The sequence below is a fragment of the Xanthobacter sp. 126 genome, assembly GCF_000526175.1.
Classification (GTDB): domain Bacteria; phylum Pseudomonadota; class Alphaproteobacteria; order Rhizobiales; family Xanthobacteraceae; genus Xanthobacter; species Xanthobacter aminoxidans.
The window spans coordinates 5192120-5216959 of sequence record NZ_JAFO01000001.1; the positions used below are offsets into that span (position 1 = coordinate 5192120).

Annotated in this window: 30 protein-coding genes and 1 pseudogene; 23 read left to right on the top strand and 8 right to left on the bottom strand. The window is 64.7% G+C overall.

Translation table 11 applies throughout. The features are described 5' to 3' along the window. Positions 1–250: 250 nt before the first annotated feature. The 5 genes from XAN126_RS0124505 to XAN126_RS0124525 are packed head-to-tail and all read left to right on the top strand — an operon-like array spanning position 251 to position 6406. Positions 251–2311, top strand: coding sequence for a TonB-dependent siderophore receptor (locus XAN126_RS0124505; RefSeq protein WP_024281191.1), 2061 nt, complete (start codon positions 251–253; stop codon positions 2309–2311). Beyond that, positions 2305–3432 (top strand): ABC transporter substrate-binding protein, encoded by a 1128-nt coding sequence (locus XAN126_RS0124510; protein ID WP_024281192.1) that lies wholly within the window; start codon positions 2305–2307, stop codon positions 3430–3432. Before XAN126_RS0124505 ends, XAN126_RS0124510 begins: the two co-directional genes overlap by 7 nt. An 18-nt stretch (positions 3433–3450) precedes the next feature. Next, the gene (locus XAN126_RS0124515; RefSeq protein WP_024281193.1) at positions 3451–4554 is read left to right on the top strand and encodes a siderophore-interacting protein; all 1104 of its coding nucleotides are present in this window, start codon (positions 3451–3453) and stop codon (positions 4552–4554) included. After that, positions 4551–5645: an iron ABC transporter permease gene (locus XAN126_RS0124520; protein ID WP_051460684.1), complete on the top strand. Its 1095-nt coding sequence runs from the start codon at positions 4551–4553 to the stop codon at positions 5643–5645. The genes XAN126_RS0124515 and XAN126_RS0124520 overlap by 4 nt, the downstream gene beginning before the upstream one ends. Beyond that, positions 5642–6406, top strand: a complete 765-nt coding sequence (locus tag XAN126_RS0124525) for an ABC transporter ATP-binding protein (protein ID WP_245272333.1) — start codon at positions 5642–5644, stop codon at positions 6404–6406. The genes XAN126_RS0124520 and XAN126_RS0124525 overlap by 4 nt, the downstream gene beginning before the upstream one ends. Positions 6407–6848: 442 nt before the next feature. Here XAN126_RS0124525 and XAN126_RS29200 read toward each other — a convergent pair whose 3' ends face one another. After that, positions 6849–7163 (bottom strand): transporter, encoded by a 315-nt coding sequence (locus XAN126_RS29200; protein WP_051460686.1) that lies wholly within the window; start codon positions 7161–7163, stop codon positions 6849–6851. Positions 7164–7253: 90 nt separating this feature from the next. Continuing rightward, positions 7254–8228 (bottom strand): annotated as a pseudogene (locus tag XAN126_RS0124535) (MFS transporter); the annotation flags it as partial. A gap of 190 nt (positions 8229–8418) precedes the next feature. Between XAN126_RS0124535 and XAN126_RS0124540 the strand changes: the two are divergent. Continuing rightward, a complete protein-coding gene (locus XAN126_RS0124540; RefSeq protein WP_024281197.1) occupies positions 8419–9324 on the top strand; it encodes a LysR family transcriptional regulator in 906 nt (301 codons plus the stop codon). A gap of 81 nt (positions 9325–9405) precedes the next feature. Here XAN126_RS0124540 and XAN126_RS0124545 read toward each other — a convergent pair whose 3' ends face one another. Next, on the bottom strand, positions 9406–10419 hold the full coding sequence (locus tag XAN126_RS0124545; RefSeq protein ID WP_024281198.1) for an aldo/keto reductase: 1014 nt from the start codon (positions 10417–10419) through the stop codon (positions 9406–9408). Between the two features lie 862 nt (positions 10420–11281). Here XAN126_RS0124545 and XAN126_RS0124550 point away from each other — a divergent pair. The 9 genes from XAN126_RS0124550 to XAN126_RS0124595 all read left to right on the top strand — a co-directional run bounded on the left by XAN126_RS0124550 (position 11282) and on the right by XAN126_RS0124595 (position 16260). Next, positions 11282–11842: a hypothetical protein gene (locus XAN126_RS0124550; protein WP_155982394.1), complete on the top strand. Its 561-nt coding sequence runs from the start codon at positions 11282–11284 to the stop codon at positions 11840–11842. Positions 11843–12225: 383 nt separating this feature from the next. Further along, positions 12226–12426, top strand: a complete 201-nt coding sequence (locus XAN126_RS0124555) for a helix-turn-helix domain-containing protein (protein ID WP_024281200.1) — start codon at positions 12226–12228, stop codon at positions 12424–12426. A gap of 211 nt (positions 12427–12637) precedes the next feature. Then, positions 12638–12793, top strand: coding sequence for a hypothetical protein (locus XAN126_RS28560; protein WP_155982395.1), 156 nt, complete (start codon positions 12638–12640; stop codon positions 12791–12793). Beyond that, positions 12790–13746 carry a hypothetical protein gene (locus tag XAN126_RS27400; protein WP_024281201.1) on the top strand — a complete coding sequence of 319 codons (957 nt, stop codon included), beginning with the start codon at positions 12790–12792 and terminating at the stop codon, positions 13744–13746. The genes XAN126_RS28560 and XAN126_RS27400 overlap by 4 nt, the downstream gene beginning before the upstream one ends. 5 nt (positions 13747–13751) lie before the next feature. Beyond that, positions 13752–14075 carry a hypothetical protein gene (locus XAN126_RS0124570; RefSeq protein WP_024281202.1) on the top strand — a complete coding sequence of 108 codons (324 nt, stop codon included), beginning with the start codon at positions 13752–13754 and terminating at the stop codon, positions 14073–14075. Positions 14076–14255: 180 nt separating this feature from the next. Beyond that, positions 14256–14753 carry a type IV toxin-antitoxin system AbiEi family antitoxin domain-containing protein gene (locus XAN126_RS0124575; protein ID WP_024281203.1) on the top strand — a complete coding sequence of 166 codons (498 nt, stop codon included), beginning with the start codon at positions 14256–14258 and terminating at the stop codon, positions 14751–14753. A 134-nt stretch (positions 14754–14887) separates the two neighbouring features. Continuing rightward, complete coding sequence (locus XAN126_RS0124585) at positions 14888–15691, top strand: hypothetical protein (RefSeq protein WP_024281204.1); 804 nt, start codon at positions 14888–14890, stop codon at positions 15689–15691. 55 nt (positions 15692–15746) lie between these two features. Continuing rightward, complete coding sequence (locus XAN126_RS0124590) at positions 15747–15977, top strand: hypothetical protein (protein ID WP_024281205.1); 231 nt, start codon at positions 15747–15749, stop codon at positions 15975–15977. Then, entirely contained in the window at positions 15967–16260 is a 294-nt protein-coding gene (locus XAN126_RS0124595; protein WP_024281206.1) for a hypothetical protein, read from the top strand. Before XAN126_RS0124590 ends, XAN126_RS0124595 begins: the two co-directional genes overlap by 11 nt. Before the next feature lie 123 nt (positions 16261–16383). Here the strand turns inward: XAN126_RS0124595 and XAN126_RS28565 are convergent, their stop codons facing one another. Continuing rightward, on the bottom strand, positions 16384–16872 hold the full coding sequence (locus XAN126_RS28565) for a hypothetical protein (protein ID WP_155982396.1): 489 nt from the start codon (positions 16870–16872) through the stop codon (positions 16384–16386). A 108-nt stretch (positions 16873–16980) separates the two neighbouring features. Further along, positions 16981–18210, bottom strand: a complete 1230-nt coding sequence (locus tag XAN126_RS0124600) for a site-specific integrase (protein ID WP_024281207.1) — start codon at positions 18208–18210, stop codon at positions 16981–16983. Positions 18211–18612: 402 nt separating this feature from the next. Here XAN126_RS0124600 and XAN126_RS0124605 point away from each other — a divergent pair, with 402 nt between their 5' ends. Beyond that, on the top strand, positions 18613–19845 hold the full coding sequence (locus XAN126_RS0124605; protein ID WP_024281208.1) for a site-specific integrase: 1233 nt from the start codon (positions 18613–18615) through the stop codon (positions 19843–19845). Here the strand turns inward: XAN126_RS0124605 and XAN126_RS0124610 are convergent. Genes XAN126_RS0124610 through XAN126_RS28035 form a run of 3 tightly spaced genes read right to left on the bottom strand, consistent with a single transcriptional unit; the run spans position 19832 to position 20853 of the window. Further along, complete coding sequence (locus XAN126_RS0124610) at positions 19832–20041, bottom strand: hypothetical protein (protein WP_024281209.1); 210 nt, start codon at positions 20039–20041, stop codon at positions 19832–19834. The genes XAN126_RS0124605 and XAN126_RS0124610 overlap by 14 nt on opposite strands. Before the next feature lie 55 nt (positions 20042–20096). Beyond that, a complete protein-coding gene (locus XAN126_RS28570) occupies positions 20097–20645 on the bottom strand; it encodes a hypothetical protein (protein ID WP_155982397.1) in 549 nt (182 codons plus the stop codon). Next, a complete protein-coding gene (locus XAN126_RS28035) occupies positions 20638–20853 on the bottom strand; it encodes a helix-turn-helix transcriptional regulator (protein WP_081762873.1) in 216 nt (71 codons plus the stop codon). Before XAN126_RS28035 ends, XAN126_RS28570 begins: the two co-directional genes overlap by 8 nt. 99 nt (positions 20854–20952) lie before the next feature. Here XAN126_RS28035 and XAN126_RS28830 point away from each other — a divergent pair, with 99 nt between their 5' ends. The 7 genes from XAN126_RS28830 to XAN126_RS0124645 all read left to right on the top strand — a co-directional run bounded on the left by XAN126_RS28830 (position 20953) and on the right by XAN126_RS0124645 (position 24730). After that, on the top strand, positions 20953–21411 hold the full coding sequence (locus tag XAN126_RS28830; protein WP_024281210.1) for a hypothetical protein: 459 nt from the start codon (positions 20953–20955) through the stop codon (positions 21409–21411). Beyond that, the gene (locus XAN126_RS0124620) at positions 21411–21764 is read left to right on the top strand and encodes a hypothetical protein (protein ID WP_024281211.1); all 354 of its coding nucleotides are present in this window, start codon (positions 21411–21413) and stop codon (positions 21762–21764) included. Before XAN126_RS28830 ends, XAN126_RS0124620 begins: the two co-directional genes overlap by 1 nt. 203 nt (positions 21765–21967) lie before the next feature. Beyond that, positions 21968–22501, top strand: coding sequence for a MerR family transcriptional regulator (locus tag XAN126_RS0124625; protein ID WP_024281212.1), 534 nt, complete (start codon positions 21968–21970; stop codon positions 22499–22501). A gap of 1 nt (position 22502) precedes the next feature. Continuing rightward, positions 22503–22769, top strand: a complete 267-nt coding sequence (locus tag XAN126_RS0124630; RefSeq protein ID WP_024281213.1) for a hypothetical protein — start codon at positions 22503–22505, stop codon at positions 22767–22769. After that, positions 22753–23058 carry a hypothetical protein gene (locus XAN126_RS0124635; protein WP_024281214.1) on the top strand — a complete coding sequence of 102 codons (306 nt, stop codon included), beginning with the start codon at positions 22753–22755 and terminating at the stop codon, positions 23056–23058. Before XAN126_RS0124630 ends, XAN126_RS0124635 begins: the two co-directional genes overlap by 17 nt. Further along, positions 23058–23708: a hypothetical protein gene (locus XAN126_RS0124640; RefSeq protein ID WP_024281215.1), complete on the top strand. Its 651-nt coding sequence runs from the start codon at positions 23058–23060 to the stop codon at positions 23706–23708. The genes XAN126_RS0124635 and XAN126_RS0124640 overlap by 1 nt, the downstream gene beginning before the upstream one ends. Further along, on the top strand, positions 23708–24730 hold the full coding sequence (locus XAN126_RS0124645; protein ID WP_024281216.1) for an AAA family ATPase: 1023 nt from the start codon (positions 23708–23710) through the stop codon (positions 24728–24730). Before XAN126_RS0124640 ends, XAN126_RS0124645 begins: the two co-directional genes overlap by 1 nt. Positions 24731–24840 lie beyond the last annotated feature (110 nt).

Below are 24840 nucleotides of genomic sequence, written 5' to 3' on the forward strand. Positions count from 1 at the left end.
ATCTAACCTGATCCAGAAACCAAACGCAACCGTTCCGTTGCTGAATCGCCACAAGCCACGTCGGGCAGACTTTCCGCCATCAAAATAACTGGACGATATCGTCCCGTTTCTGATACCGACTGATTGTGGTCAGGATGGTGTCGCGAGACGAGGCTGCGTGATGCGGAAGCTTTGCGGAAATTGCATATTATTTGGAATTTCTCTAAATATTCTTTGCCCGATCGGCGCCGCCCAAGCGCAGGATGCGACCATGCTTGGCACGGTCGTGGTGGATGCGACCGATGGCGAGAGAGCGTCGAACGAGACCATCGTCGCCCGCAGGGATGCCGCCTCGACCAAGACCGAGACGCCGATCGTCGAGACCCCCCAATCGGTTGATGTCATCACGCGCAAGCAGCTCGACGACCAGAACCCGCAGACCGTCGGCAATGCCCTGCAATACACTGCGGGCGTCTTCACCCCGGATGCGACGACGCGCTTCGACGGCCTGTTCATCCGCGGCTTCGGCGGCTTCGGGACATCCACCACCTTCGTCAGCTTCATGGACGGGCTGCGCCTGCCCCGCGGCCAGGCGTTCGGCCAGTTCCAGATCGACCCTTACCTGCTCGACCGGATCGACGTGCTCAAGGGGCCGTCGGCGGTGCTCTACGGGCAGGTGAGCCCCGGCGGGCTCGTGAACATGGTGAGCCGCGATCCAAGCGCATCGCCTTACAACGAGCTGAGGCTGGAGGCCGGCTCCTACGGCCGGGCGCAGGCCGGCTTCACGACGCAGGGCGCGTTCGATGATAAAGGCGTCTGGCAATACAGCCTGTCGGCCATCGGCCGCATCTCCGGCACGCCCTATGACGGGGTGAGCGAGCAGCGGATCGGCGTGGCCCCCGCGGTGGCCTGGCAGCCCGACGCGGACACGCGGCTCGTCCTGCGCGCCTTCTACGAGAACGATCCCGACGGGGGCTATTTCAACTCGATCTATCCCACCTTCCTGTCGCCGCCCAAGTATCGCAGCTTCCTGAACAGGAATTTCAACGTCGGCGATCCGACCTTCGACAGCTATACCCGCGAGCAGGGCGGCATCGGCTATTCATTCGAGCACCGCTTCAACGACTTCGTCGAGATCCGCTCAAGCGCCCGCTATACTGACGTTTCGGCCGAAACGCGCGGCATCCAGATGGCCGGCGCCATGACGTCCGGCGGCATCCTTCCCCGCCAGGCGGTGATCTCGACCGAGCAGGCCGGGGGTGTCGCGACCGACAACAACATGGTCTTCACCTTCGCCACCGGGCCGCTCAGCCACAAGGTCGTGGCGGGCCTCGATTATCAGTCGTTCTCCAGCGACTGGACCTACCAGTGGGGCTCGGCCCCGAGCCTCAACGTCGTCTTCCCCGTCTACGGCGTGACGCCCGGCCCCTTCCTCACCCTGATTGACAATACCCAGACCGTGCAACAGACCGGCCTTTATCTCCAGGATCAGATTGCGGTCGGCAACTGGCGTGCGGTGCTTGGCATTCGCCAGGACTGGACATCCCAGGAGACGGAGAACGACCTCGCCGGTGGCGCCACGACCAAACAGTCCGCTTCCGCCACCACATACCGCGCCGCGCTGCTCTATCTGTTCGACAACGGCCTTGCCCCCTACGCAAGCTATGCGACCTCGTTCGAGCCTGTGATCGGGGTGAATGCCGAGGGAGACCCCTTCATCCCCACCGAGGCCGAGCAGTTCGAGGTCGGCGTGAAGTATCAGCCGACCTTCATGAATGCGCTTTTCACGGTCTCCGCCTTCGACATCCGCCAGCAGAACGTGCTTACGCCCGGTCCCGTACTGGGCTTCAACATCCAGACGGGTGAAATCCGATCCCGCGGCCTGGAGTTTGAGGCCCGCGCCGATCTCAGCGCCAACCTTGAGATGATCGGCGCGCTGACCCTGCTCGACACCGAGGTGACGGCTTCGAGCGTCGCCGCCTACATCGGCAAGCATCCGCAGGCCGTGCCCAATTATTTCGGCGCGCTCTGGCTGAACTACAAATTCACCGATGGGGCGCTGAAGGGGCTCACCACCGGCGCCGGCCTCAGGGTGATCGGCCCAAGCTATGCCGATGATTCCAACCTCATCAAGGTCGATGGCTTCGCTCTGGTCGATCTCTCGCTGCGCTATGATCTCGGGATGCTGAGCCCGCAGATGAAGGGCGCGACCGCGACGCTCGACGTCCGCAATCTGTTCGACACGGTCTATTACACGAGCTGCACCTACGACATCTATTGCCAGTACGGCAGTGCGCGAACCTTCCTGGCGGGGCTGCGCAAGACATGGTGACGGGCCTCACCCGCAGGCGCCTGCTCTGCGTGACCCTCGCCGGCCTGCCCCTGCTCCGGGTGAGGGCCAGCGCAGCGGGCACGCTTCAGGTCACGGACATGCTGCAGCGGACGGTCACGCTGAAGCGCATGCCCGAGCGGATCGTGCTGCTCGACGCGCGCGATGCCATCAGCATGGCCCTGCTCGATCCCCGGTCCATGCAGCGTGTGGCCGGCTGGGCCGCACCAGAGACGCTCGACAGCGATGCGCTGCTCGCTGCCCTGAAGGCAAAGGCCGGCCGGGACATCCCGGTCGTCGGCGGGCTCACGCCGGGCAGCATCTCGGCCGAGGCCATCATCGCGCTGAAGCCCGATGTGGTGGTCACCACGCGCAACACCGAGGGCGCCAACGGCGAGCTCTCGGCGCAGCTCGGCGGCTTTGGCATCCCCGTCCTGTTCAGCGACAGCGCCAGCAGCGACAGCGGGCGGAGCGCCGCCGACGATCTGCCCGCGCTGATGCGCATGTGGGGCCGGCTGCTGGATCAGGACGCCCGCGCGGAGGACTTCCTCGCTTTCACCCGCGATCGCTTCGCGGCGGTTGCCGCATGCGTCGGGACGGCGCCGACGCGCAAGGTCTATCTGGAGGTCCAGTCCACCTATGACGATTGCTGCTGGGCCGCAGGCCGGCAGGTGTGGGGGGAGCTTCTGACCCGTGCAGGCGGCCGGGTGCTCGACGCCGCGACCGCGCCCTGGTTCCAGAAGCTCCATGTGGAGCAGCTCATCGCCGAGCAGCCAGATCTCTACATCGCGTCCGGCGGCGCCTTCGCCCGCGGAACGCGGCCGCCCATCGCACCTGGCCTTTCCATCCGAGAGGCGCAGGCCGGCCTTCAGGCCCTCGCTGCCCGGCCGGGTATGGACCTCGTGGCGGCAGTGAAGGCGCGCCGCGTATCCGGCATCTGGACTGGCCTCGTTGTCATCCGTCCGCTCAACATCCTGTTCGTGGAGCGCGTCGCGCGGTGGCTCCACCCAGATGCGTGCCGGGCCATCGACCCGGAAGCCACCCTGCGGGAGCTGAACGCCCGCTTTCTGTCGATACCCCTCGAAATGCCGTTGTGGGCGAGCCTCGACGGCACGACCCCTTAAGCACGCGTGAGGCCAGCCATGCTTTCAGCCCGCACCACCGTCGCCTTTCCCCGCATCGCCACGTTCCTGCCGGCGATCCTGGAGTCGCTGGCGGCCCACGACATGCCCGTCACGGCGCGGGAGGACACGTTCGTCGCCGTCTGCCCGTTCGGCGAGGCGCTGCTGACGCCCGGCCGGGAGAGCCTCGCCATCCAGATCCGCGCCGCATCCGGCCCGGAGCTGAACCGCGTCCGCCACGCGGTGACGGGCCTCGTCGGCTTTGTGGCGAAGAGCGAGGCGCTCCGGATCGTCTGGGCGGGCGACGCGGTGGGGCCGACCTTTCCGCCCGATCTGCGCATCCTCACCGTGCGCGACGTGCAGGCGATCACGCCGCGTATGCGTCGCGTGATCTTCGAGGGGCAGGATCTCGCCCGTTTCGACACGCGGGCGCAGATCCACACCCGCCTGCTGTTCCAGCCCGAGGATGCCGTCACCCCCGAATGGCCGATGCTGGACGACGCCGGGCTGATCGTGTGGCCCGGCGGCGTCCAGCGCCTGGGCTCGCGCGTCTATACCATCCGCCGTGTGGAGCCAGCGAACGGCCTGCTCTGGATCGACTTCTTCGATCATGGCGGCAACGGCCCGGGCGCCCGATGGCTGCGCCGCGCCGTGCCCGGCGACGTTGTGGGCGCGCTCGGCCCGGCCGCGCACGGCCCGAAACCGGCCCGTCGGATCCTGCTGGTCGGCGACGAGACCGGCCTGCCTGGAATCGCCCGCATCCTGGAGGATGCACCCGACGATATGGAGGGGCTGGCGCTCGTCATCGTCGCCGACGAGAGCGAACGCCAATTGTTCAGGATGCCGAAAGGCGTCGAGATCCAATGGCTGCTGCGCACCTCTCCGGCCGTCAACGGCGCGCAGACGCCGCTGTGCGCCGCCGTCCGGGCGCTGGACTGGAGCATCGGCCATGAGGACCTGTTCGTTTGGGTCGGCTGCGAGTTCCACGATTTCCGCGCCATACGCCACTTCCTGCGGGACGAGACGAAGCTGCCGGCATCCCGGATCGTCGCCTTCTCCCACTGGCGCCGCGGGATGAGCGAAGAGGACATCATCGCCATCGGCGGCGATGCGGTGGCCGCATGAGCGCGCCTCCACACGGCGCGGGCCTGCACTTGCAGATTCCAGATTCCGCTGCGCCCGGCCTCGCCGCCATCTATCAAAGACGCACGCACCGCAAGCAGGTGGCATTGCTCCTCGCGGCAGCAGCACTTCTCTGCTTCATGCTGATCGACCTCGCCGTCGGGCCGGCCGGATACGCATTTGCGGACATCATCCGCGCGCTGACGGCCCCCTCCTCGTCTCCCCCGGAGGTGCGCGCCATTCTCTGGACCATCCGGATGCCCACCGCCCTCATGGCGGGCGTGGTCGGCGCGTCCCTCGCGGTCGCCGGGGGGCAGATGCAGACCGTGCTCGCCAATCCGCTGGCGTCACCCTTCACGCTGGGCATCTCGGCCGCCGCGGGGTTCGGCGCGGCGCTCGCCCTCGCGTTCGGCTTCGCCATACTGCCCGCCTTCCTCGACTATGTGGTCCCACTGAACGCGCTTTTCATGGCGCTGCTTGCGGCGGGCCTCATCCACGCCTTCAGCCTGCAGCGCGGCGCCACCACCGAAAGCATCGTCCTGCTGGGGATCGCGCTCGTCTTCTCATTCAATGCCTTCCTCACCCTGGTGCAATTTTTCGCCTCCGAGCAGGCGGTCGCCGCGGTCGTCTTCTGGACCATGGGCAGCCTGACCAAGGTCACCTGGGCCAAGCTCGCCATCTCGACCATCGTGCTCGCCGCCGTGCTGCCGATCTTCGCGCACCGCGCCTGGTCGCTCACGCGCCTGCGCCTGGGCGAGGACAAGGCGGCGAGCCTCGGCGTCAATGTCCGCCACCTGAAGCTCGAGACCATGGCTCTGGTGGCACTGCTGGCGGCGGTGCCAGTCGCCTTCGTCGGCACCATCGGCTTTGTTGGCCTCGTGGGTCCCCATATCGCGCGCCTCCTCATCGGCGAGGATCAGCGCTTCTTCCTGCCCGCATCCGCCCTGTGCGGCGCAGCGCTCCTGTCGGCCAGCTCCATTCTCAGCAAGACGCTGATCCCCGGCACGCTCCTGCCCATCGGCATCGTCACTGCCCTCATCGGCGTGCCCTTCTTCGTGCTGCTGATCCTGCGCAGCGTGAGGACGGGGCCATGAAAACGGATATGAGCGAGGCGCTCGGCGTTCGCCTCGTCGAGGTCGGGGCGGGATATGGAAGAAGGCCGGTCATCGACGGTATCACCACGCCGCGTTTCACCGGTGGCGATCTCGTCGCGGTGCTCGGCCTCAACGGATCGGGCAAGTCGACGCTGCTCAAGCGGATGGCCGGCCTTCTCGAAGGCCCCGGGCGGGTGGAGCTTTCCGGCGCAGGCCGCGCCGATATCGGCTACCTGCCCCAGGACCTCCCGTCACCTGCGGGCCTCACCGTCTACGAATCCGTTCTCCTCTCCGCGCGGCGCGATGCGGGCTGGAGCGTCCCGGCCGCGGAGCTGTCCCGCGTGGAGGCGACGCTGGCGATGCTCGGCCTGACGCCGCTCGCCTTCCGCGGGCTCGACACCCTGAGCGGCGGCCAGCGACAGCTCGCCTCCATCGCCCAGTCGCTCGTCCGGCAGCCTCGCCTCCTCCTGATGGACGAACCGACCAGCGCCCTCGATCTGCACCGTCAGTTCGAGATCCTGAAGATCCTTCGCAATCTGGCCGAAGCACAGGGCGTCATCGTGTTTGTCTCGCTGCACGATGTGAATCTCGCCCTGAGGTTTGCGAGCCACGCAATGGTGATCGCGAACGGGACGCTGACGGCTTGCGGATCGAGCTCCGCGATTATCTCAACAGAAATGATGGAATCGACATTCAGAGTTTCTGCGCGGATTGAGACTTGCTCGAAGGGCATATCAATCATCATTGTCGATGATGATTGATATTTTTCTAACGCTGCGACATTCATTTTGTGATTTAGATGCAGCTGAACTCGATCTCCATTTTTCACGCTGGTTCTGAATGCCCGCCTCTCCGCGAAGGCGCCTAAAAAAACTTGCAGAAGACGTATCGTGCCCCGGAAATACTCCGGAAAACCTCCCGACGTTGCAAAATCGCGCCGAACCAGGCCCAATACCTAGAAGGTCGGAGTGATGAACTTGGACAGCTCGAGGCGCACCTGACTGCGCTCGGTTGCGTTTCCAGTCGGCACCCCGGCGAGATATTCCGTCCCGCCCCAAAACTGGGAATAGCCGACGGCAGCCGACCAAGAGGGAGCGAAGGCGTAGGAGAGCCAGGCCTGGAACTGATAGGTGGGATCCTGTGACAGGGTCTGGGTCCCGTTGCCAGCCTTGCTGTTGTCCCCGTACCAGACCACGTCGCCTGTCAGCTGAAGGCGAAGCCACTGGCGAGCCCTTGGTACCAGCCGGCCTGCATATCCAGCTTCCAGCGGTTCTCACCCAGGTTCAGCACCTCGCCTGCACTGTACTGGCCGATGGGCAGGAACAGATACGGCATGATGCCGATATAGGTCTGCGTCGCCTTGTTGTTCACCACCCAGATCGTGGTCGCGAGGATGGGATCGCCGAGGCCGGCGGCGGCGTCGAACGGGGCGCCACCGAGCCGGCCGTTGTAGAGGGTGCCGGCCGGGATGAGCACCTGCGGCGCTACCGTGAAGCCGCCGATGTCGAAGTAATGCACATAGCGCAGAATGTTGACGTAGGAATCAAGACCGGTGCCGTTGGAGATGGTCTACTGTGTCAGCCACGACCTGATCACCGGGCGGAAGGATAGGCCCGGCAGCAGCAGCCAGACAGACGCGCCGCCGACGGCCAGTGCCGCCATGACGATCAGCGCGCCGCCATAGCCGATGATGATCCCCCGCGCCGGATAGCGGTCGGCAATCCAACCGCCGAACAGGTTGCCGGCCGTCATGCCGAGGCCGAACACAGCCAGGGCCACCGGGATCAGGGTCACAGGCAATCCCGCGGCATCTGTCACGATCGGTCCGATGAAGGTGTAGACGGCGAAGATGCTGCCGACGCCAATAGCGGCGACCATCATCATGCCCCACACGGATGCCTTGCGAAGCGCCGACAGTTCCTGGATCACCGGCACCCCGTCCAGCGCAGGCGTGCGCGGCACCCACTGGCGGAGGGCGGCAAAGGCGAGGGCAGCGAGGATCGCGACGGCGAGGTAAGTCTCGCGCCATCCCAGCGTCTGCCCCATAAAGGTGGCCAGCGGCGAGCCGAAGATGGTGGCGACGGTCAGGCCCGTCATGACGATGGCGAAGGCTCGGCCCGCCTGGCCGGCGCCGACCACATGGGCTGCGACCACGGCGCCGGCACCGAAATAGGCGCCCTGCGGCAAGCCGCTGATGAACCGCGCCGCCATAAGCCAGCCAAGGTCGCTGGCCACCGCGGACAGAAGATTGCCGACGATGAACAGGGCCATCAGTGCCAGCAGCAGCGTGCGGCGATTAAGCCGGGCGGCCGTCAGAGTGACGAGGGGCGCGCCGGCGACCACGCCGAAGGCATAAGCGGTGATCGCACCGGTGGCCTGCGGCACGGTAAGGCCGAGGCCTTCGGAAAAGAGCTGGATGATGCCCATGCTCGCGAATTCCGAGGTGCCGATCACGAAGCTCCCCAAGGCAAGCGCGAGCAGCGTCCGCGTGTCGCCGCGATCGGCGGCGGTGTCACGGGCATGGGGACGAGTCGAGGACCGGTCGATATCGACCGGCAAGGCGGCGGGAGAACAGGCGGACATGTCTGTGATCCTTTCATTGCGGGCCGGCCGATGGGCGGTGGCCGTCGCCCGTTGAGATCGCATGACACCGGCGCGCTGATTAGACGGCCGCTTTTCACCGGATTTGGGAGATCGTTTCACAGATCGTGGGACGGAAGTCCGACGGCGTGTTAGGTCTCGCCCTACGGGCAAGCCAGATCAAAGGTCCGCCATGGACAATCGAGCCGGCGAGATGATGGTGTTCGTTCGCGTGGTGGAAGCGGGGAGCTTTTCCGAGGCGGCCCGGCTGATGCTGATGACGCCGTCCACGGTGTCCAAGCTGATCGCCCGACTGGAAGCGCGGCTAGGGGTGCGCCTGATCGAGCGATCGACCCGCCGGCTGGCGCTGACCGGAGAGGGCCAGTTCTATTACGAGCGCAGCCAGGCCCTGCTCGGCCAGCTCGATGAGACCGAGCAGCAGATCGCACAGGGTGGTGCCGAGGCCGAGGGTGTTGTGCGCGTCACGTCATCGGTGAGCTTCGGCTCCGCGGCCCTGGAGCAGATCCTGCCGGCCTTCTTCGAAGCCTATCCGAAAGTGATCGTCGACCTCTCCCTCTCCGACGAGGTGGTCGACCTCTATCTCGATCGCACCGATGTGGCGATCCGGGTGGGCAAGCTCATGGATTCCAATCTGATGGCCCGCAAGATCGGAGAGACACGGCGGCGCATCGTCGCCTCCCCGGCGTATCTCGCGCGCCACGGCACGCCCGCCACCCCGGAGGATCTCGTCCACCACAACTGCCTCGGCTTCAATTTTCGCCGGGCGATGCCGGTGTGGCCCATGCGCGAGGGCGGACGGATCATCGAGCGCATGCTGAGCGGGTCGCTGCTGGTCAACAACGGCGACACGCTGCGGCGCATGGCGATCGCGGGCGTGGGCATCATCAGGCTCGCCGACTACCATCTGCGCGAGCCCATCGCCCGGGGCGAACTGATCGAGCTTCTGGCGGACAGCGACCTCGGCGTCGCGGACGAGATCCATGCCCTGTTCCGGGGCGCGCAGTTCCTGCCCGCGCGCGTCCGGGCGTTCCTGGATTTCGCCGTTCCGCGCATGCAGATGTTTCTGGCGCACGGATAGGCACTTCCACACGATCTGCCCGCGCACGCGATGCCGCGCGTCGGCGGCGGGCCGCCGACGCGGGCCGATCGGAGCACGGCCTCACGCTGCGCCGGGGAGCGGCGCGGCCGGATTGACGAGGCCGCGCTCCCGCAGTTCGGCCCAGAACCCCACCGGGATGACTTCGCGCAGTGCGGCGCCATCCTCGGCGATCCGCTCCGGACGGCTGGCGCCGGGAATGACCGCGGCCACCGCCGGATGGGCGAGCGAGAACTGCAGTCCGGCCGCCTTCATCGAGATGCCGTGGTGATCCGCGATGGCCTTGATCGCCGCGATGCGCGCGCTCATGGCCGGCGTCACCGGAGCGTACTCAAAGTTCGGGCCGCCGACGAGCGCGCCAGAGCTGTAGGGGCCGCCGACCACGATGCCGAGGCCCTGCTCCTCAACCATCGGCATCACCCGCTGCAGAGCCCGGTCATGGTCGAGCAGCGTGTAGCGCCCGGCGAGGAGGAAGCCGTCGGGGCGCGGCTCCTCCAGCGCCAGAAGCAGCTCGATGGGCTCGACCCGGTTGACGCCAAGCCCCCAGGCCTTGATGACGCCCTCGTCGCGCATCCGGTCGAGCGCGCGGAAGGCGCCCTTGCGCGCCTCCTCGAACCGGCCGAGCCATGCGTCGCCATAGAAGTCCTGCGCCACATCATGGACGAAGGCGATGTCGATATGATCGACCTTCAGGCGCCTGAGGCTGTCCTCGATGGACCGATAGGTGGCGTCTTCCGAATAGTCGTTCACGATCTTGTTCGGGCGGCCATACTTGAAGACCTCGCCCTTCTCCCCGAGATCGCGGGCGCTGATGTCCTCGATCTCATCGAGGATCACACGGCCCACCTTGGTACTGATGACGAACTCTCGCCTCGGCTTGTCGGCCAGCACCTCGCCCATGCGCATTTCGGCGAGGCCCGCACCGTAGAAGGGCGCGTTGTCGTAGTAGCGGATGCCGTCATTCCACGCCGCCTCGACCGTGGCGCGCGCCTCCGCCTCTGGGATGTCGCGGAACATGTTGCCGAGCGGCGCTGCGCCAAAGCCGAGCTGCCCGAGCAGGAGATCCTTTAGTGCCATTAGTCTGAACCTTCCATCTGTGGTCCGAACCCAACGTTCGGCGTCACGGAAGGAATAGGGCGCGCCGGAGATCCGAAATAGGCGGGCAGTGATCTCAAGACTTTGGAAGGCGGTTCATAGGTGACGCCGGTCGGCGTGCTCTTCGCACTCGCGCCCGCCGACTGGTTGAGAGGTCTCAGCCGGCCCGCGGTGCAACCAGTTGCACCGGATGGGAGCCGGTCGGAAAAATTTCAGAACGTGCGTTGTACGACGGCGGCCGCGCTATGTCCTGAATTGTCACGATGGTGCATGTTAACAACGACATGACGTCCCGCATCAACCCACCACCGACTGCGCCAACCGCTGAAGGCATTGGCGCTGCGTTATCAGGTTGGGAACGACGCCAGAGATTTAATCCTCGGGCAGGCTCGGTGAGCACCACGGGCAACCGCTCATTAGCTCCGAGCGGTGCAACCGGTTGCAACACCGCAGGCGTCCAACGTCTGCGCAGCTAGCCACCGTCCTGGCGCCCGCCGCGCCTTACGATGGTCAACGAGGCGTTGGGCAAAGGACTTTGACGCACTTTGCCCCTCCAACGGCGACGCCATCCAAATATCAGGCTCGGCAGACCCGGTGAGCACCACCGGCATGCTCATCGGTCCGATCGCATTCTTGCAACCGGTTGCACCAGCAGGTCGCGACTGGCGGTCAGCTACCACAGGACGTGCCGGAAGAGGCACGGCTTGCCTTCGAAAGGCTCCTTGGCCAGGCGAGCGATCAGGTGCTCCGGGCCACGGGCCGTGCGCCGCTGCGTTCGAACCATGAACTTAAGATTGTCACTTGGTCGTTCACACGCTGCCCGGAGGAGGTCCAGGAGCGGCTCGTGGGTGCCGTGGAAGGCTACGCCCAAAAGCAAGCTCATCCCCTGCATGGCGGCGCGCTGAAGTGCAAGACCGTCATTATCCAGGGAGCGGGCCGGGCAGTGACCGGAGAGGAGCGGCTGCGTCGCCTTCTACGCTCGCTGGCAGCTCTTCACCCCGATACCGATACGATGAACGCCCTGGGTATGATCCTGTCGCGAAGAGCCGAGGCGCCCGGCGCTCTGGATCGCGAGCTGACAACAGGCATTGCCGCGGTCCTCGCCCAGCAATTGGAACGGCTTCTTGAACGGAAATCGTTCAAAACTCTGTTCTTCAACACCCTTTCGGCCCTGGCGGGGCTATTTCGCTATCGGGAAATCGACCGAACCGTACTGCTGGAAGGCATAGACCCGGTCGCGAGCCGGATACACGGCACCATCACCCAGTTCATTTCAAGTTTCAGCACCCAGCAGCAGTTCGACAGAAAGACGCAAAATGCCCTGTCTCTGCTGCAAAGCATCCAATCCTATCTGGAGGGCGGTGGAGAAACGCCATTCCAACGTCAGCGCTCTTCCAGGCATTGAGCCCGCGCCCCCGCGCGGCTGTCTTTTGGTTGCATTGGCTGCTGTTGAGGCCGGTGTGGAGGCATCCGGCCGCTCCAAAGGTGGACGTCCGCCCGAGTGGCAGCGCGATGCCGCGGGAGCCGAGATTCTTGCGGCGTGGGCCGGACTGACTAGCCGCACCATAAGTGCAAAGAGCCCCGCGCTCTTCGACTTCCTCTCTGATCTCTCCACGATCTTCGGCGAAGAAGACCTGCTGCGCATCGCTAATTCTGACGAGCACCGCAAACGCATTTGCAGGCTCGCGCGGAAGGTCGCCCCTACGACCTAAAAATCGATAGGTTTCGGGCCGCTCGCTGTCGCCCGCCGTCGCGCAAAGTCTCCGAATAACCGGAGACCCCAACCCTATGCACGCCGTCCCCCGCCTGATCCCCCTCAACGATGCGCTCGCGCCCCTCGGCGTCTCGCGCGCTTCGGCCTACCGCCTCGCGGGCTCCGGCCAGCTGGAGCTGCGAAAGGTCGGCCGCGGCACCTTCGTGACCGCCGCCGAGCTGGAGCGCTTCGTGTCCGCCGCGCCCGTCGCGAAGATCGCCCCGCCGCGCCGCTGAGGACCGACTCCCACACACAAGAAGTGCCGTCCCCCATGGGTGGCAGCCAAGCTCTTTGACAAGTTAGGAACACACATTGCCGCCGCGGCTATTCGCGTCGGCAGGATCGAACAATGAAGGGAGACGAACAATGACGCGCTAGCAGAGCATTTGAAACGAAAATGGGCGCCCGACAGCGCCCACTCCGAAATCTAAAAAACAGGATGGCGTAATGTACTTCTTCGAGCACGGCAATGTCAACGGAACCATCATCGGCTCTGGCGGGCGGTGGATGATCTTCTTCTCCAAGCCCATCGGCATGATGCACGATGGGCGCGTCTTCCCCAGCAGCGCCGCCGCCCTCGCCGAGGTCCGGGCCGCGTCGTGAAGCGCCTCCCGGCCCACGTCCTCAACGCGATCCGGCTTAGGGGGGAGATTGCCACCCTGATCCGGAGCCGCTCCGAGACCGGAAGGGAGTTCCCGCCCGCCGCCGGCCTCGCCCACACCCTTGCCCGGCTCGCCGTGGTTCTGGATCGGGATGGCCCGACCGTTTTTGGTGTCCAGCGAGCCGCCCGCGTGCTCGGCGCGGGCGTGCTTCCGGAGGGCTTGGTGCTCCCGGAGGTTCACCGGGCCTCCTCCGAGGCCAAACTCGGGAGGGGCTGGCGCCTCCCCGCTGCCGACACGATGGGCGTACTCCTCGGTGTATCGGAGCTGGAGCGCGCGGCACTTCGGCTGCGGCTGGTGGGCTCCGAGGACCTGCCCACCTGTGACCGGCGGCGCGCCGCAGAGCGCGCGCGCAAAGCCCGAACGAGGGAGGCTGGCGGAGCAACGCCCCGCCATGCAGCTCTCAGTTCGACGAGACCTTGGGAAGTCGCAGGAGTCTCGCGCGCCACATACTATCGGATGCAGAAGGCGATTGAGACAAATTCGTCCGCGTCTCCTTCTATTAAGAATAGGCGTGCGGACGAAACCGTCTCACGGGCTGCCGCAAACAATTCTGCTCCGGCGCTTGGAGCGCCGGCCAATGCCTCCCTTCGCCAACCCTTCGAGCCCGCCCCTCCAGCCCCGCCGATCATTCCGGACGGGATTCGCGACAGGGCGATGCGGGCCGCCGTCCTGCCGCATCCGCGGGTGCTCACGGCCCTGAAGGACGCGGCCGGGCCGATCGATATCGAGAACCTCGCCCTCGCTGCCGAGCTTCGCCGGGATGCGTGTCGCCGCGTCGTCGCCGATCTTACCGCATCGGGCATCGCCATCAGGACCGGCCGCGATGAGATCTCGGTCTCTGCCTCCTTGGCAGCGCTCTCCAGCGAGGCCGCCGCTCCCAACGAACATAGGTGAGAGTCATGCTCAACAGGAAGAACACTCGGGAAGGCGATGACGAATATTCGGGCGTCATTGCGCAGATCACCCCGCGCTCCCGCGTCGTGATCTGCCACGACCGCCTCCAGTTCATTGTGCAGGTCCGCGGCGGCGCCGCGTGGCGCGGACGCCGATTCTACTCCACCCGTGCCGCCCTGCTCGCCCAGCTCCACGAGGTGGTGGGCGACGTGGCGCCGGACGCGATGACGCTCCTCGCCCGCCTGCCGCCCTTTGCGCGGGATTACCGCGCCACACACGCCCCTCACGCGGCGCCGGAGGTCGCCGAGCTGGAGGTGTGCCCCTGCTAGGCGGGAAACGGGCGTGAGGGGCCTCGCCGTCGATCTGGAGGCACACGGGGCGCGGCCCTTACCCCCACCCCCGGCGCGGGTCCTCCCCGGCACCTGTGATCCGCCGTGACGAGGCACCGCATTATTTGAGCGTATCTCGACTGTCGAAAACCACATTTCCATTTCCACGATGTGAAATACATGCCGGAAACTGCATTTCCCGAGGAGGCCACGGCCGATCAGCTTGCCGCCCTCCTCGGCGTCACGGCGAAGACCATTCGGAATCATGCTGATCGCGGCGTTGTCGTGAAGGCCTCGCGCGGGAAATACTTGCTCGCTGCGTCCATCCGCAACCTGCTCGCGGATGCCAAGAAGGCGAGCCGTATCAACGACTTGGATCGCGAACAGCTCGCTCTTGTCCGGGAAAAGCGCAAGGCGGCCGAGCTGCGGAATGCCCAGACGGAGGGGGACCTGATCGAAGCGGCCGAGGCCGAGGAGGTGCTGGACTCGATCGTCGCGACCTTCCGTATCGGCCTCGATGCCCTTCCGGCCAGAATTACCCGAGACGTCGCGCTTCGGAAGCAAATAAAAGCGCAGTGCGACGCTACATTGACCGAGGCGAGCCAAAAACTTCAGGAGTTTTCCGACCCGTACCCAACCGCGCAACCTCCCAGAACGAAGGACGCTCACGATGACTGAAGAGGAGCAGATGACCAAGAACGAGATTCTGGCGCTCCTCTTTAGGCGTGCCGCTGAAATGACCCGCGAACCGATTGTGTTCGACGACGCCGAGACCACCGACGACACCACCAAGAACTGAGGAGACCACATCGATGTCCATCTTCAATAGCATCTCCCGCGCCTTCAAGGGGCCGAAAGAGCCGACCGCCGCCCAGATCAAGATGCTGCTCGCGAAAGCCGAGGTTGAGGTCGCGGAGGCTTCGACGGCCGTGGAGGCCATCGCGGCTCGATTGCCGTCCGCCGTCATGGCCGGCGAGGATGGGGTTGCGGCGCACCGGGAAGAGACCCGTAAGGCAGCCGAGAAGCTCTCCTACCTGAGGCAGGCGCAGGCCGTGCTCGCCGACAAGCTGGCTTCGGCTCAGGAGCAGGAAGCGGAGGACGCCCGCCGGGCCGCGTACGGCAAGGCGGATACCGCCCAGCGCGCCGCTCAGGTCGAGCTGGTCGCCAAGTACCCTGTCGCTGTGGCGGAACTGATCCGCCTCCGGGAGCTGGTCGCGGAGGCCGACCGCCTCCGCGAGGTCGCGAACCTCGATTTGCCTCAGGGTGCCTCTCCGCTCCTCGAAACCGAAGCCATCCGGGACGTGCAGGCGGCGCCTGCTCGGATCGTGTCCGAGGAACTCGTGGATGCGTGGTTCATGACTGAGGGCGACACCCCGGTGGACGCCGGTCGCGTGACGCGCCAGCAGGGCCGCCGTGGGGTCATCTATGCCGAGAGCGCCTTCGTCCCGTGCGAATTGCGCCGCGTCCGGAAGGTCACGAGGGCGCCGTGGTGCCCCCCGGTCTACGGCTCGCGGCTCGCGGACCTTGAGCTGCCGGACCTGAAGGCGGAGCCCGGCACGCCCCCGAAGCCAGTCACGGAATTCGTGCCCCTCGAAGTCGTGGATGCCGCGGAGTGATCACAGGGCCGGCGCCTCGGCGCGCCGGCCGCCATCCTCAAAGGAGATACAGGACATGACGACTAAGCCCCCCGGCACCCTCGCCGACGCCATCGCGCAATTGCGTGGCAAGCCCGCCGCGCCCCAGCCGGCGACCCTTGGCGAGGCCCTCGCGGCCGTTCGTGGCACCAAGGCCGCGACCGACGCCCCGACGCCCCCGAAGGCCGCCCACCGCCTCGCCGAGGGGGATGGCGATCCCCTCCCCGGCCTCCGCTCGTGGCTCAAGGACCGCCGCCATGGCCGCTGATCTCGCCAGCGCCTTGATGGCCGTCCGTGCTCGCCGAGCCGAAGAGGAGGAAGAGGAGCCCGCCGAGGTGGGCGAAGTCGATCATGAGCGCGAAGACGAGGCGGACATGGACGGTCTGGAGGATGCGGCCCGGAGGAGCCGCGACGCCAACCTGTCCCGAACCGGCCTGATCGACTTCGCGCAGTTTCGCGGTGTTCGACTCTCCCCCGAAGAGCAGGCTGCTCCGTTGGATGATTTGCGCAAGTTTGTGCTGGATCGCCTTGCAGGTCTTGCGATAATGTAGTGCAAGCCCTATATTATCTCTGTCGGAACTCCCATCTGACAGAGCTTCACAAAGGCTCCGGAAACCCCCACGCAGTCATCGGCGTGGGGGTTTTTGTTTTGGTAAAAGGCTAGGCTAGCAGCATCAGTCGATTTTGCAGGCCTTCATTATTTTGCCCAGCGCACTCTTTGAGCCGGATGCGTTAAAAGTGGTCTCGTGATAATTCTTCCCAAGCAATGTTATCACAACTGCCACAGAAGTTTTTGCATCTCTGACTTCTTTTAGAACATTCGCCTCAACATCAGACACTATTACCATACTTCCATCCACGTCATTAACCGTCCCATCAAGCTCTATAACACTTCCTTTGTCAATTTTGATGCGCAATTTTGGCCCAGCCGCATTCATCAACTTGAGTGTTTTTTCGTCTGACACCTTCTCGGGCGTGAGAAATAGTGCCTCAGGCGTTTTTTCAGCCCGGCAACGCAGACCGAAGCCGTAGCGCCCCTTGGCTGTCATCGCAACGTTGAGTGGCGCGTCGTCAAAGGCTCCCCCCGACGAGTCGGTGATCCATTGTGCGTGTGCGGAAGAGACCGAAATCAGAACTGCAACGGCAGCAATCAACGCCCGCATTATCCCCCTCCCCTTGTGGAGACGGGATGATGCAACTTTTCTCAGCGTAAATCACGCGGGCCAAGTTGAAGCAGCCGCGACCTATGGGGCGGAGCTAGCCCGCAATCTTCACCCCACAAACGTGCCCCATGCCTCCGTGAGCTTCCGCCGCTTCTCCAGCGCGTCAGAGCGGCGATAAGCCGCCTCGGTCGCATCGCCCACGGCATGGGCGAGCGCTGCCTCCGCAACTTCCCTCGGGAACACGGTGGCATCGCCCGCCCAATCCCGGAAGCTGGACCGGAAGCCATGGACGGTCGCGTCAACCTTGAGCCGCCGCAGGAGCGCCGTGAGGCTCATATCCGAGAGCGGCGCGCCCTTCCTCTGCCCCGGAAACACCAAGTCGTCAGGCTCTTGCTTGATCTGTGCCAGCGTCTCCAGAATCTCCACCGCGCGGGGGCAGAGCGGGACGCGGTGTTCCCGGCCCGCCTTCATGCGTGCCGCCGGCACGGTCCAGAGCTTGGCCTTGAGGTCCATCTCACTCCAACGCGCTCCCCGGACCTCTCCGGACCGGGCCGCCGTCAGGATGGCGAACTCCAGAGCGTAGGCGGACATGCCGCGCACGAGCCGCAGGCGCTTCACGAGGGCCGGAACGTCGCCATAGGGCAAAGCCTCATGATGCCCGCGCTGGAGCTTCTGGCGCTTCGGTAGCGTCAAAGCGAGGTGGCCCTTCCACCGAGCCGGGTTCTCGCCGGAACGCAGGCCCTTGGCCTTGGCGGCATCTAGGACGGCCTCAATCCTCCCACGGACTCGGGAGGCGGTTTCGTTCTTCTCGCTCCAGATGGGCGACAGAATCTTCAGCACGTCCTCGGTGCTGATCTGGTCAACGGCTGTGTCCCGGATGCTCGCGCAATAGCCCGCCTTCAGAAAGGCCCCATCCTCGCCGCGCTCAAGACTGAGAGTGGAGCGCCATTGCGCAACGTGCTTGGTGTTCCGCCATGCGGGCTCCATGGCCTTGATATGGGCTTCCGCAACCTCACCGAAGGTCGGGACCGATGCCGCCGCCCTGGCGTTGCGTGAGGCCGCGATGGGGTCCACCCCGGCGGCAATCTGCTCCCGCACCCTAACGGCGGCCTCGCGGGCCGCTGCCAGCGAGACGCTGATGGCGCTGCCCAAGCCCATTTCCCGAAGCTTCCCGGTCCCCGGCTCCGTTGGGGCGGACTTCCAGCGGAAGAGAAACACCCACCGGCGAGCGCCTGATTTGTCCACCACGAGATAGAGGCCACCGCCATCCGCGTGCCGGCCCGGCTCTTTGATTGTCTGGACTTGCCGGGCGTTCAGGCGGTTCAGAGCGATGGCCATGGGGCTCTCCGTTGGGGCGGGCGGGACGCCACAGATTCTGCCCTAACGCCCATCCCAACGCAAAACCGCGACGCAGGGGTACAGAGTGAGACACGGAGGAACACCAACGCCAGCGAAAAGCCTTATGGGCGTTACATTCTGAGGCTTTCGGGGATGATGCGAGACAAGCAGTTGGCGGAGAGGGGGGGATTCGAACCCCCGATACGGTTGCCCGTATGCCGCATTTCGAGTGCCGCTTTATGGGATTTGCGGGAGTTTGCGCGAGCTTGTGACGAATGGGTAAGACTCCGCAATATCAATGCGTTGAACCCTGCCCAAGCCTGCGACACCCAAGGTCGGATTTGCACCAACTTGCCCCCGTGTGCTTACTAGGTGCTTACTGGAATCGAGGCAGTAAGCAGGATGCCCAAGCTCACCAAGAGGCTGGTGGACGCCACAGCGCCCGCCGACACCGACGTGTTCCTGTGGGACGACGACGTGAAGGGCTTCGGCCTGAAGGTCACGCCCTCCGGCGGCAAGAGCTATGTCCTCCAGTACCGGACCCTTGAAGGCCGGTCCCGGCGATACCGCATCGGCCGGCATGGCTCGCCCTGGACCGTGGACGGCGCACGGGAGAAGGCGAAAGAACTTCTGCACGGCATTGCCCATGGGACTGACCCGCTCGCCGAGCGCGTTGCGGCCCGCACCGCAGCGACAGTTTCCGACCTCGCCGACCTGTACCTCCTGGAGGGTCCGGCCTCCCGCCCGAACAAGAAGGCCCGATCATGGGAAACCGACCGGGCCTTGCTGAAGGCGCACGTCCGGCCGCTACTCGGCACCCGCACCGTAAAGAGCCTCACGCGCGCCGACATCGGGCGATTCCAGATGGATATTGCCGAGGGCAAGTCAGCCCGAACGACGGATGCCAAGCGCGGTGCCAAGAGGGTGGTGGGCGGAAAAGGCATCGCGGCTCGCGCCACCGCGACCCTGAAGGCCATGCTCTCCTTCGCGGCCGAGCGCGGCATCATCACTGAGAGCCCAGCCTCTGGCGTGCGCCTCCTGAAGCAGGAGAAGGTGGAGCGCTTCCTGTCCGAGAAGGAGGTGGCGCAGCTCGCCGACACTATCACGACGTTGGAGGAAGCCGCCAAGCTGCCGCCCGCCTATGCCGGCATCTTCCGCATGCTGATGCTCACCGGCTGCCGGCTGGGGGAGATCGAGGGCCTGCGGTGGGACTGGATCGACGCCGAGCGCGGGATGATCCGTTTTCCGGACAGCAAGACCGGAGCGAAGGTGACGCCCCTTCCCTCCCCCGCTGCCGACGTGCTGGCGCTGTTCCCCCGGCGCGACGACGACCCCTTCGTGTTCCCGGCGACGCGCGGGGCGTGGGGACGCATCTCAGGTATCCCGAAGGCCTGGCGGGAGGTACGGACCGCCGCGAAGATGCCGGAGCTACGCTTGCACGATCTGCGGCACTCCTTCGCCTCCTTCGCGGTGGCGGACGGCGCGTCGCTGTATCTGGTGGGCAAGGTGCTCGGCCACAAGCAGGCGAGCACGACCGAGATCTATGCCCACCTGCGGGACGATCCGCTCAAGGCGGTGGCCGACGCCGCGTCGCAGAAGATCGCGGCGGCGATGAGGGCAGTCAAAAAAAGCTGATGCTGGGATTCACCGGCCGAAGGTTCTCCTCCTCGGCGATTGCTTCATCTATCGCACGCAGGGCCTCTTGGCATTCGATGATGCTCTTGATCCTGCCGTCTTTGTCGCCTTGTGCGATGACGCTGGTGCGGCGCGTCTGAAGCACGTACTCGCGAAGCTCCTTCAGCACCGCGATCTGCACGTCCACATCTGGCATGGTCTTCTCCTAGGTTTGGATCTGCTAATTGCGATTACAAAGCCGATACATTCGCTCAAAAAGAACAACCAAAAGGCTCCGATTCCCAATCTGGGAAATAAACCGGCCCGTGAACGATGACCTCGCGACGGGGCGAATTTGTCACTTCCCCTCTCCAGTATGCTCTAGCGTGACTTTCCCACTGGTCTGGCTCGCAATCTAGCCAGCTAGTATCGGCAATATGTACGGTAGATCCAACAACAATCTGAGCCTTTACAATCAATCTACATTCATTCGCAAACCATGTACGACATGCAAGCTCTGCATCATCACTACAATCAAACAAAAATATCGAGTGCTTCCTCGTGGGAAGAAACGGAAACTCTGCCAACCGAATTTTTTCCCACGCGTCTTCCTTATCAGGATTACTGTTAAACGCACCGTAAGATGTAATAGCTCCATCTAATTCTAGTTCTCGAATATATGAAATGCTATAAACTATCCCCTGCCCAAGGCGGGCAGTGTTAAGTAGTATTCCTTTTGCATGAGTAGCATGCCATAAATATATTGGCATTATTCTGAAAATATGCCCCCTAACATTCATTTCGTGCAGAGCATTATTCATTTTTTGACTTCCTCAACCTGACCCCCGGCCCCTCGCCGTTCTCGGCCACAAAGATCACGCCTGCGGCCTCTAGGGCTGCGCGGATGGCGGCGAGAGTATCCGGAGCCCCGCCACTATGGCCATTCTCGAAGCGAGTGACAGTCATGGCTGACACGCCCGCCAATGTGGCCAGCTCACGCACGCCAAGCCCTAGAGCTGCGCGGGCCATCTTGCACTGAGCGGGAACGATCGTCGCGCCTGTTGACACTGTAAACACTCTCCTGCATGTTTACCCTGTAAACACATTCCATATCACAGGAGCACGCGCATGGGCACCCATGACCGCGAACGGGAGAAGTATGTCCGCCAGTTCGAGATGGTGGAAACGACGGACCTACGCGCCTGCCTAGGCGCGGCCATCGAAGCGCTGGTGGATATTCTGGATCGACTGGAGCCAGAGCCGGACCTGGAGCCCGACAACGACGACGAGCCCAGCCTCGGCTGGTGCAATGGCGCGCCTACCTCGCGATACGGCGGAGATGACGACCGCGAGGCCGAAGACGAACACGATGAAGACGGCGGCGACCGCGAGCCGAGCCTCGGCGCTCCGGAGCGAGCGGCCTTCCGTCACGGATGGGTTCCCGCTGGCGACGGCACCCTGTACCCGGCCTGCAACTATTCTCAGGTGGCATGGGCAGCCGGCGCATCGAACGACCGAGAGCTGGGCGACGACAACGGCATTGCCGACGACGGCGGCCTGCAAGAGCAACTGCGGGGGGGGTGGTGATGATCGGCCGTCGCTCTTTCCTCCTCCGCGCCGCGCCGGCTTTGCTTATCGCCAAGCCGGCCCTCGCCTCCGCCGTCTGCACCCTGGAGGCGCCGACTGAGACGCCTCTGGATCGTATCCACCACCACATGAAGGGGCTGGAGGAGGCATTCTTGGACTACTACGGCCCCGGCACGCCCATCCATCCGTCCTTCACCGAGACCTCGCCCGCGAACCTCCAGCGCGACCCGACCATGGCTGCCTACGCCATCGTCCGCGCCGGCCCGACGCTCTATCCGAGGGCGACGGCGATTCTGGCCTACAACGATGGCGAGCCGTTGCTGGCTGCGGATCGCGCAGCTCACCGCTCATAACAGTCAGGTTTCGGGTTCGGTCGAGAGTGCCGCCGCGCAGGCGCCCCCAGCATCCGGCACCGATCCGTGCCGTATAGGATCAAGGGGTTAGGCCGCAACAGCAGGTATTCCCAAGCTCGCGCAGGGTGACGATGTATAGGCCGGGTTGACAAAACTACTCCTGTGAGTTCTTTTACCATAATGAACTCATAGGAGGCTTTTTAGTGCCCAGCATCGATCAGATCCGCGAGGCGGCCAAGGTTCGCTTCAGCGATGTCGCCTTCGCTATCGGCTCCACGCCTAAGGCCTTGCGGCTGTGGCTCGACAGGGGGCTCATCCCCTTGGATTCGGACGGGGCGGACGGGTGGCGCCTTTTCACCACCTATGACGTAGCCGTCCTTGCGTTGGCGAGGAAGATGGCCGACTTCGGCATCGCCGTCGATCAGGCTGGCCAAATTGCAAGCACTATTGTTGGCCTCGTCAAGGCCGGCTCCTTCGTCGAGCGCTATTTCATCGGAAAGATGCTCATCATCAAAAGAGACGAGACGCTCTCTTATTCAATCGACAATGATATTGGGCATCTCACTACACCGGCGCTGGTTATTCCTATTCACGACGTCATCGTCAATGCAATCGATCGAGCCCGAGCTAATCGATATCCAGAAACGGCAAAGGCCCACCGCGACGCAAAAGAAAAAGTCAAAGAGATGGAAGATCTGATCCTTAAAGATATCGCCAAGATGAAGAAGGAGACCTGATGTGAGCGATCTCCCCCAGCACCTCAATCGCCGGTGGTTTCGCACCACGGAAGCTGCGGAATATCTGGAACACGTCACGGGCGTCCCGCACGCCCCCGCCACGCTCGAAGGCTGGCGCGTCCGTCCGCCCAAGGGTGGTGGGCCGGAATTCCACCGCGTCGGCCGGTGCGTCACCTATTTTCGCGAGCAGCTCGACCTCTTCGCCCAGCGCCGCGTCGGCAAGCCCCTCAACTCCACCAGCGAGAATAGCCATGCACCCCTTCTTTGATGATCCCGAGGTCACCCGCATCCTGGACCACCTGCACGGCCTCGGCGGGAAGTATGCCGAGTTCATGCTCGCTGGCGTGGCCCATCTCGGCGACGCTGCCGGCCCGAACGAGTGGGACAAGCTGCTGAACCGGACACAGGAAATCATCCGTCAGCAGATCGAGGGCATGTTTCAGGGCGAGACCGATCCGGTGGCCCCGCACGCGATGGAACTGATGGTCGCCACCTGCAATGACGGCCTCTTCAAGGCCCTCGCCCTCGCGACCCAGCCGGTGGAGGGAAGCGCCTGATGATGGACACCCTCGAAAAGCCGGGCGCCGAAGTGGCTGGTACCCACCTCGGCGCCCCTTTGGAGATGGATTGGTCCCCTACTCCGGAGCCGGACTTTAGCTTCGGCCCTCTCCCTTCGCTACTGGAATGTGAGGCACTCGCGCAGGGCTTTCCCTCCCGCGAAGGGCTCGCGTCCCTGCGCGCCGCAGGGGTGTCGGATCGCATCATCGGCGATCTGCACATCACCGGGGCCAACGCCCGCTTCTTCTCCCGGCGCCGGTGGGACTACGACCCCTCCGGCATCCCGGTCTTGCTCGTCATGGTCCACGACCGCTACGGCGAGGTGGTGGACGTGATCGCGTGGCCCATCGGCCGGCCGGAGAAGTGGGCGCGGCTCACGGCGAAAGCCAACATCCTCGGCGAGGCCGCGCTGCACCTCGCCCACACCGACCCCCTGCCTGCCTACCGCACGCCGCTTGGCTGGCTCGCCGGAGGCGCGATCGGTGTCTGCATCCTCGATGCGACTTACGTGTGGAGGAAGCTCCGCTCCGGCCCTCCGCTCTCCGGTGAGGATCTGGAGCACGCGAAGGAAATTCAGGTGGCGCTCGCGCCTCCGGAGCCGCCGAAGGTCTACGTCCGCCAGCCCGTCAAGGGGAGGAAAGCCGCCTGATGGACCCCATCCCCCTGGACGCATTCGCCCGGCGCGGCACCCCGCCGCCTCGGAAGTCGCCCACCATCTTCACGGCCACCGACTTGATGGCCGAACAGTTCGAGCCCGTCAGCTACATCGTCCCCGGCTATGTGGCAGAGGGCTGCACACTCCTCGCCGGACGGCCGAAGTTGGGCAAGTCCTGGCTCTGCCTCGAATGGGCTCTCGCCGTCGCCGAGGGCGAGGTGTGCCTCGGCAACATCCGCTGCACGCAGGGCTCAGTGCTCTATCTCGCGCTGGAGGATAACCGGCGGCGGCTCCAGCGGCGGCTGCGCAAGCTGATGCTCGCCGGGCACGACGCCCCGGAGCGGCTGCTCCTCGCCACCGAGTGGCCCCGCGCTAGTGAAGGTGGTGTGGAGGAAATCCGGCGGTGGATCGATGAAACCTACGATGCGCGCCTCGTGATCGTGGACGTGCTGGCGATGTTCCGCCCCGCGCGGACGAACAAGGAACAGCCCTACGAGGCGGACTACAACGCGATCAAGGCGCTCCAGTCGCTCGCCGCAGAGACGGGCGTCGCCATCGTCGTGGTGCATCACACGAGGAAGGGCGCGGGCGATGCCGACCCCTTTGAGAAGGTGAGCGGCACGCTCGGCCTCACCGGCGCCGCTGACAGCGCCATCATCCTGGACCGAGACGGCAACGGCGCCAGCCTATATGCCCGCGGCCGAGACATCGAAGAGGTGGAAAGCGCGGTGGAATTCGACACCACCACTTGCCGGTGGCGCGTAATGGGTGAAGCATCCGAGGTGCGTCGCTCCGACGAGCGGACGCATATCCTCGACGTTCTGAAGGACGCCGACGAACCAATGGCCCCCAGTGACTTGGCGGGTGCCCTCGGATGGTCGAACAACAACGTCCGCGTGATGCTCTTCCGGATGGCGAAGGCGGGCGAGGTTGTTAAGTCCGGAAGGAAGTACGTTCACCCGGAGCGGATGGACCTCCTGAAGGGCGCGCGCCCGGATGACGAGGAGGAGGACTGAAAAGCATTACCGCCATTACCGGTGTTACAGCCCCTCGGCATTACACCCCCTGTAATGGTGACCACCTGTAACATCGGTAATGCCGGTAATGATCTGATTGGCTGGGTCTG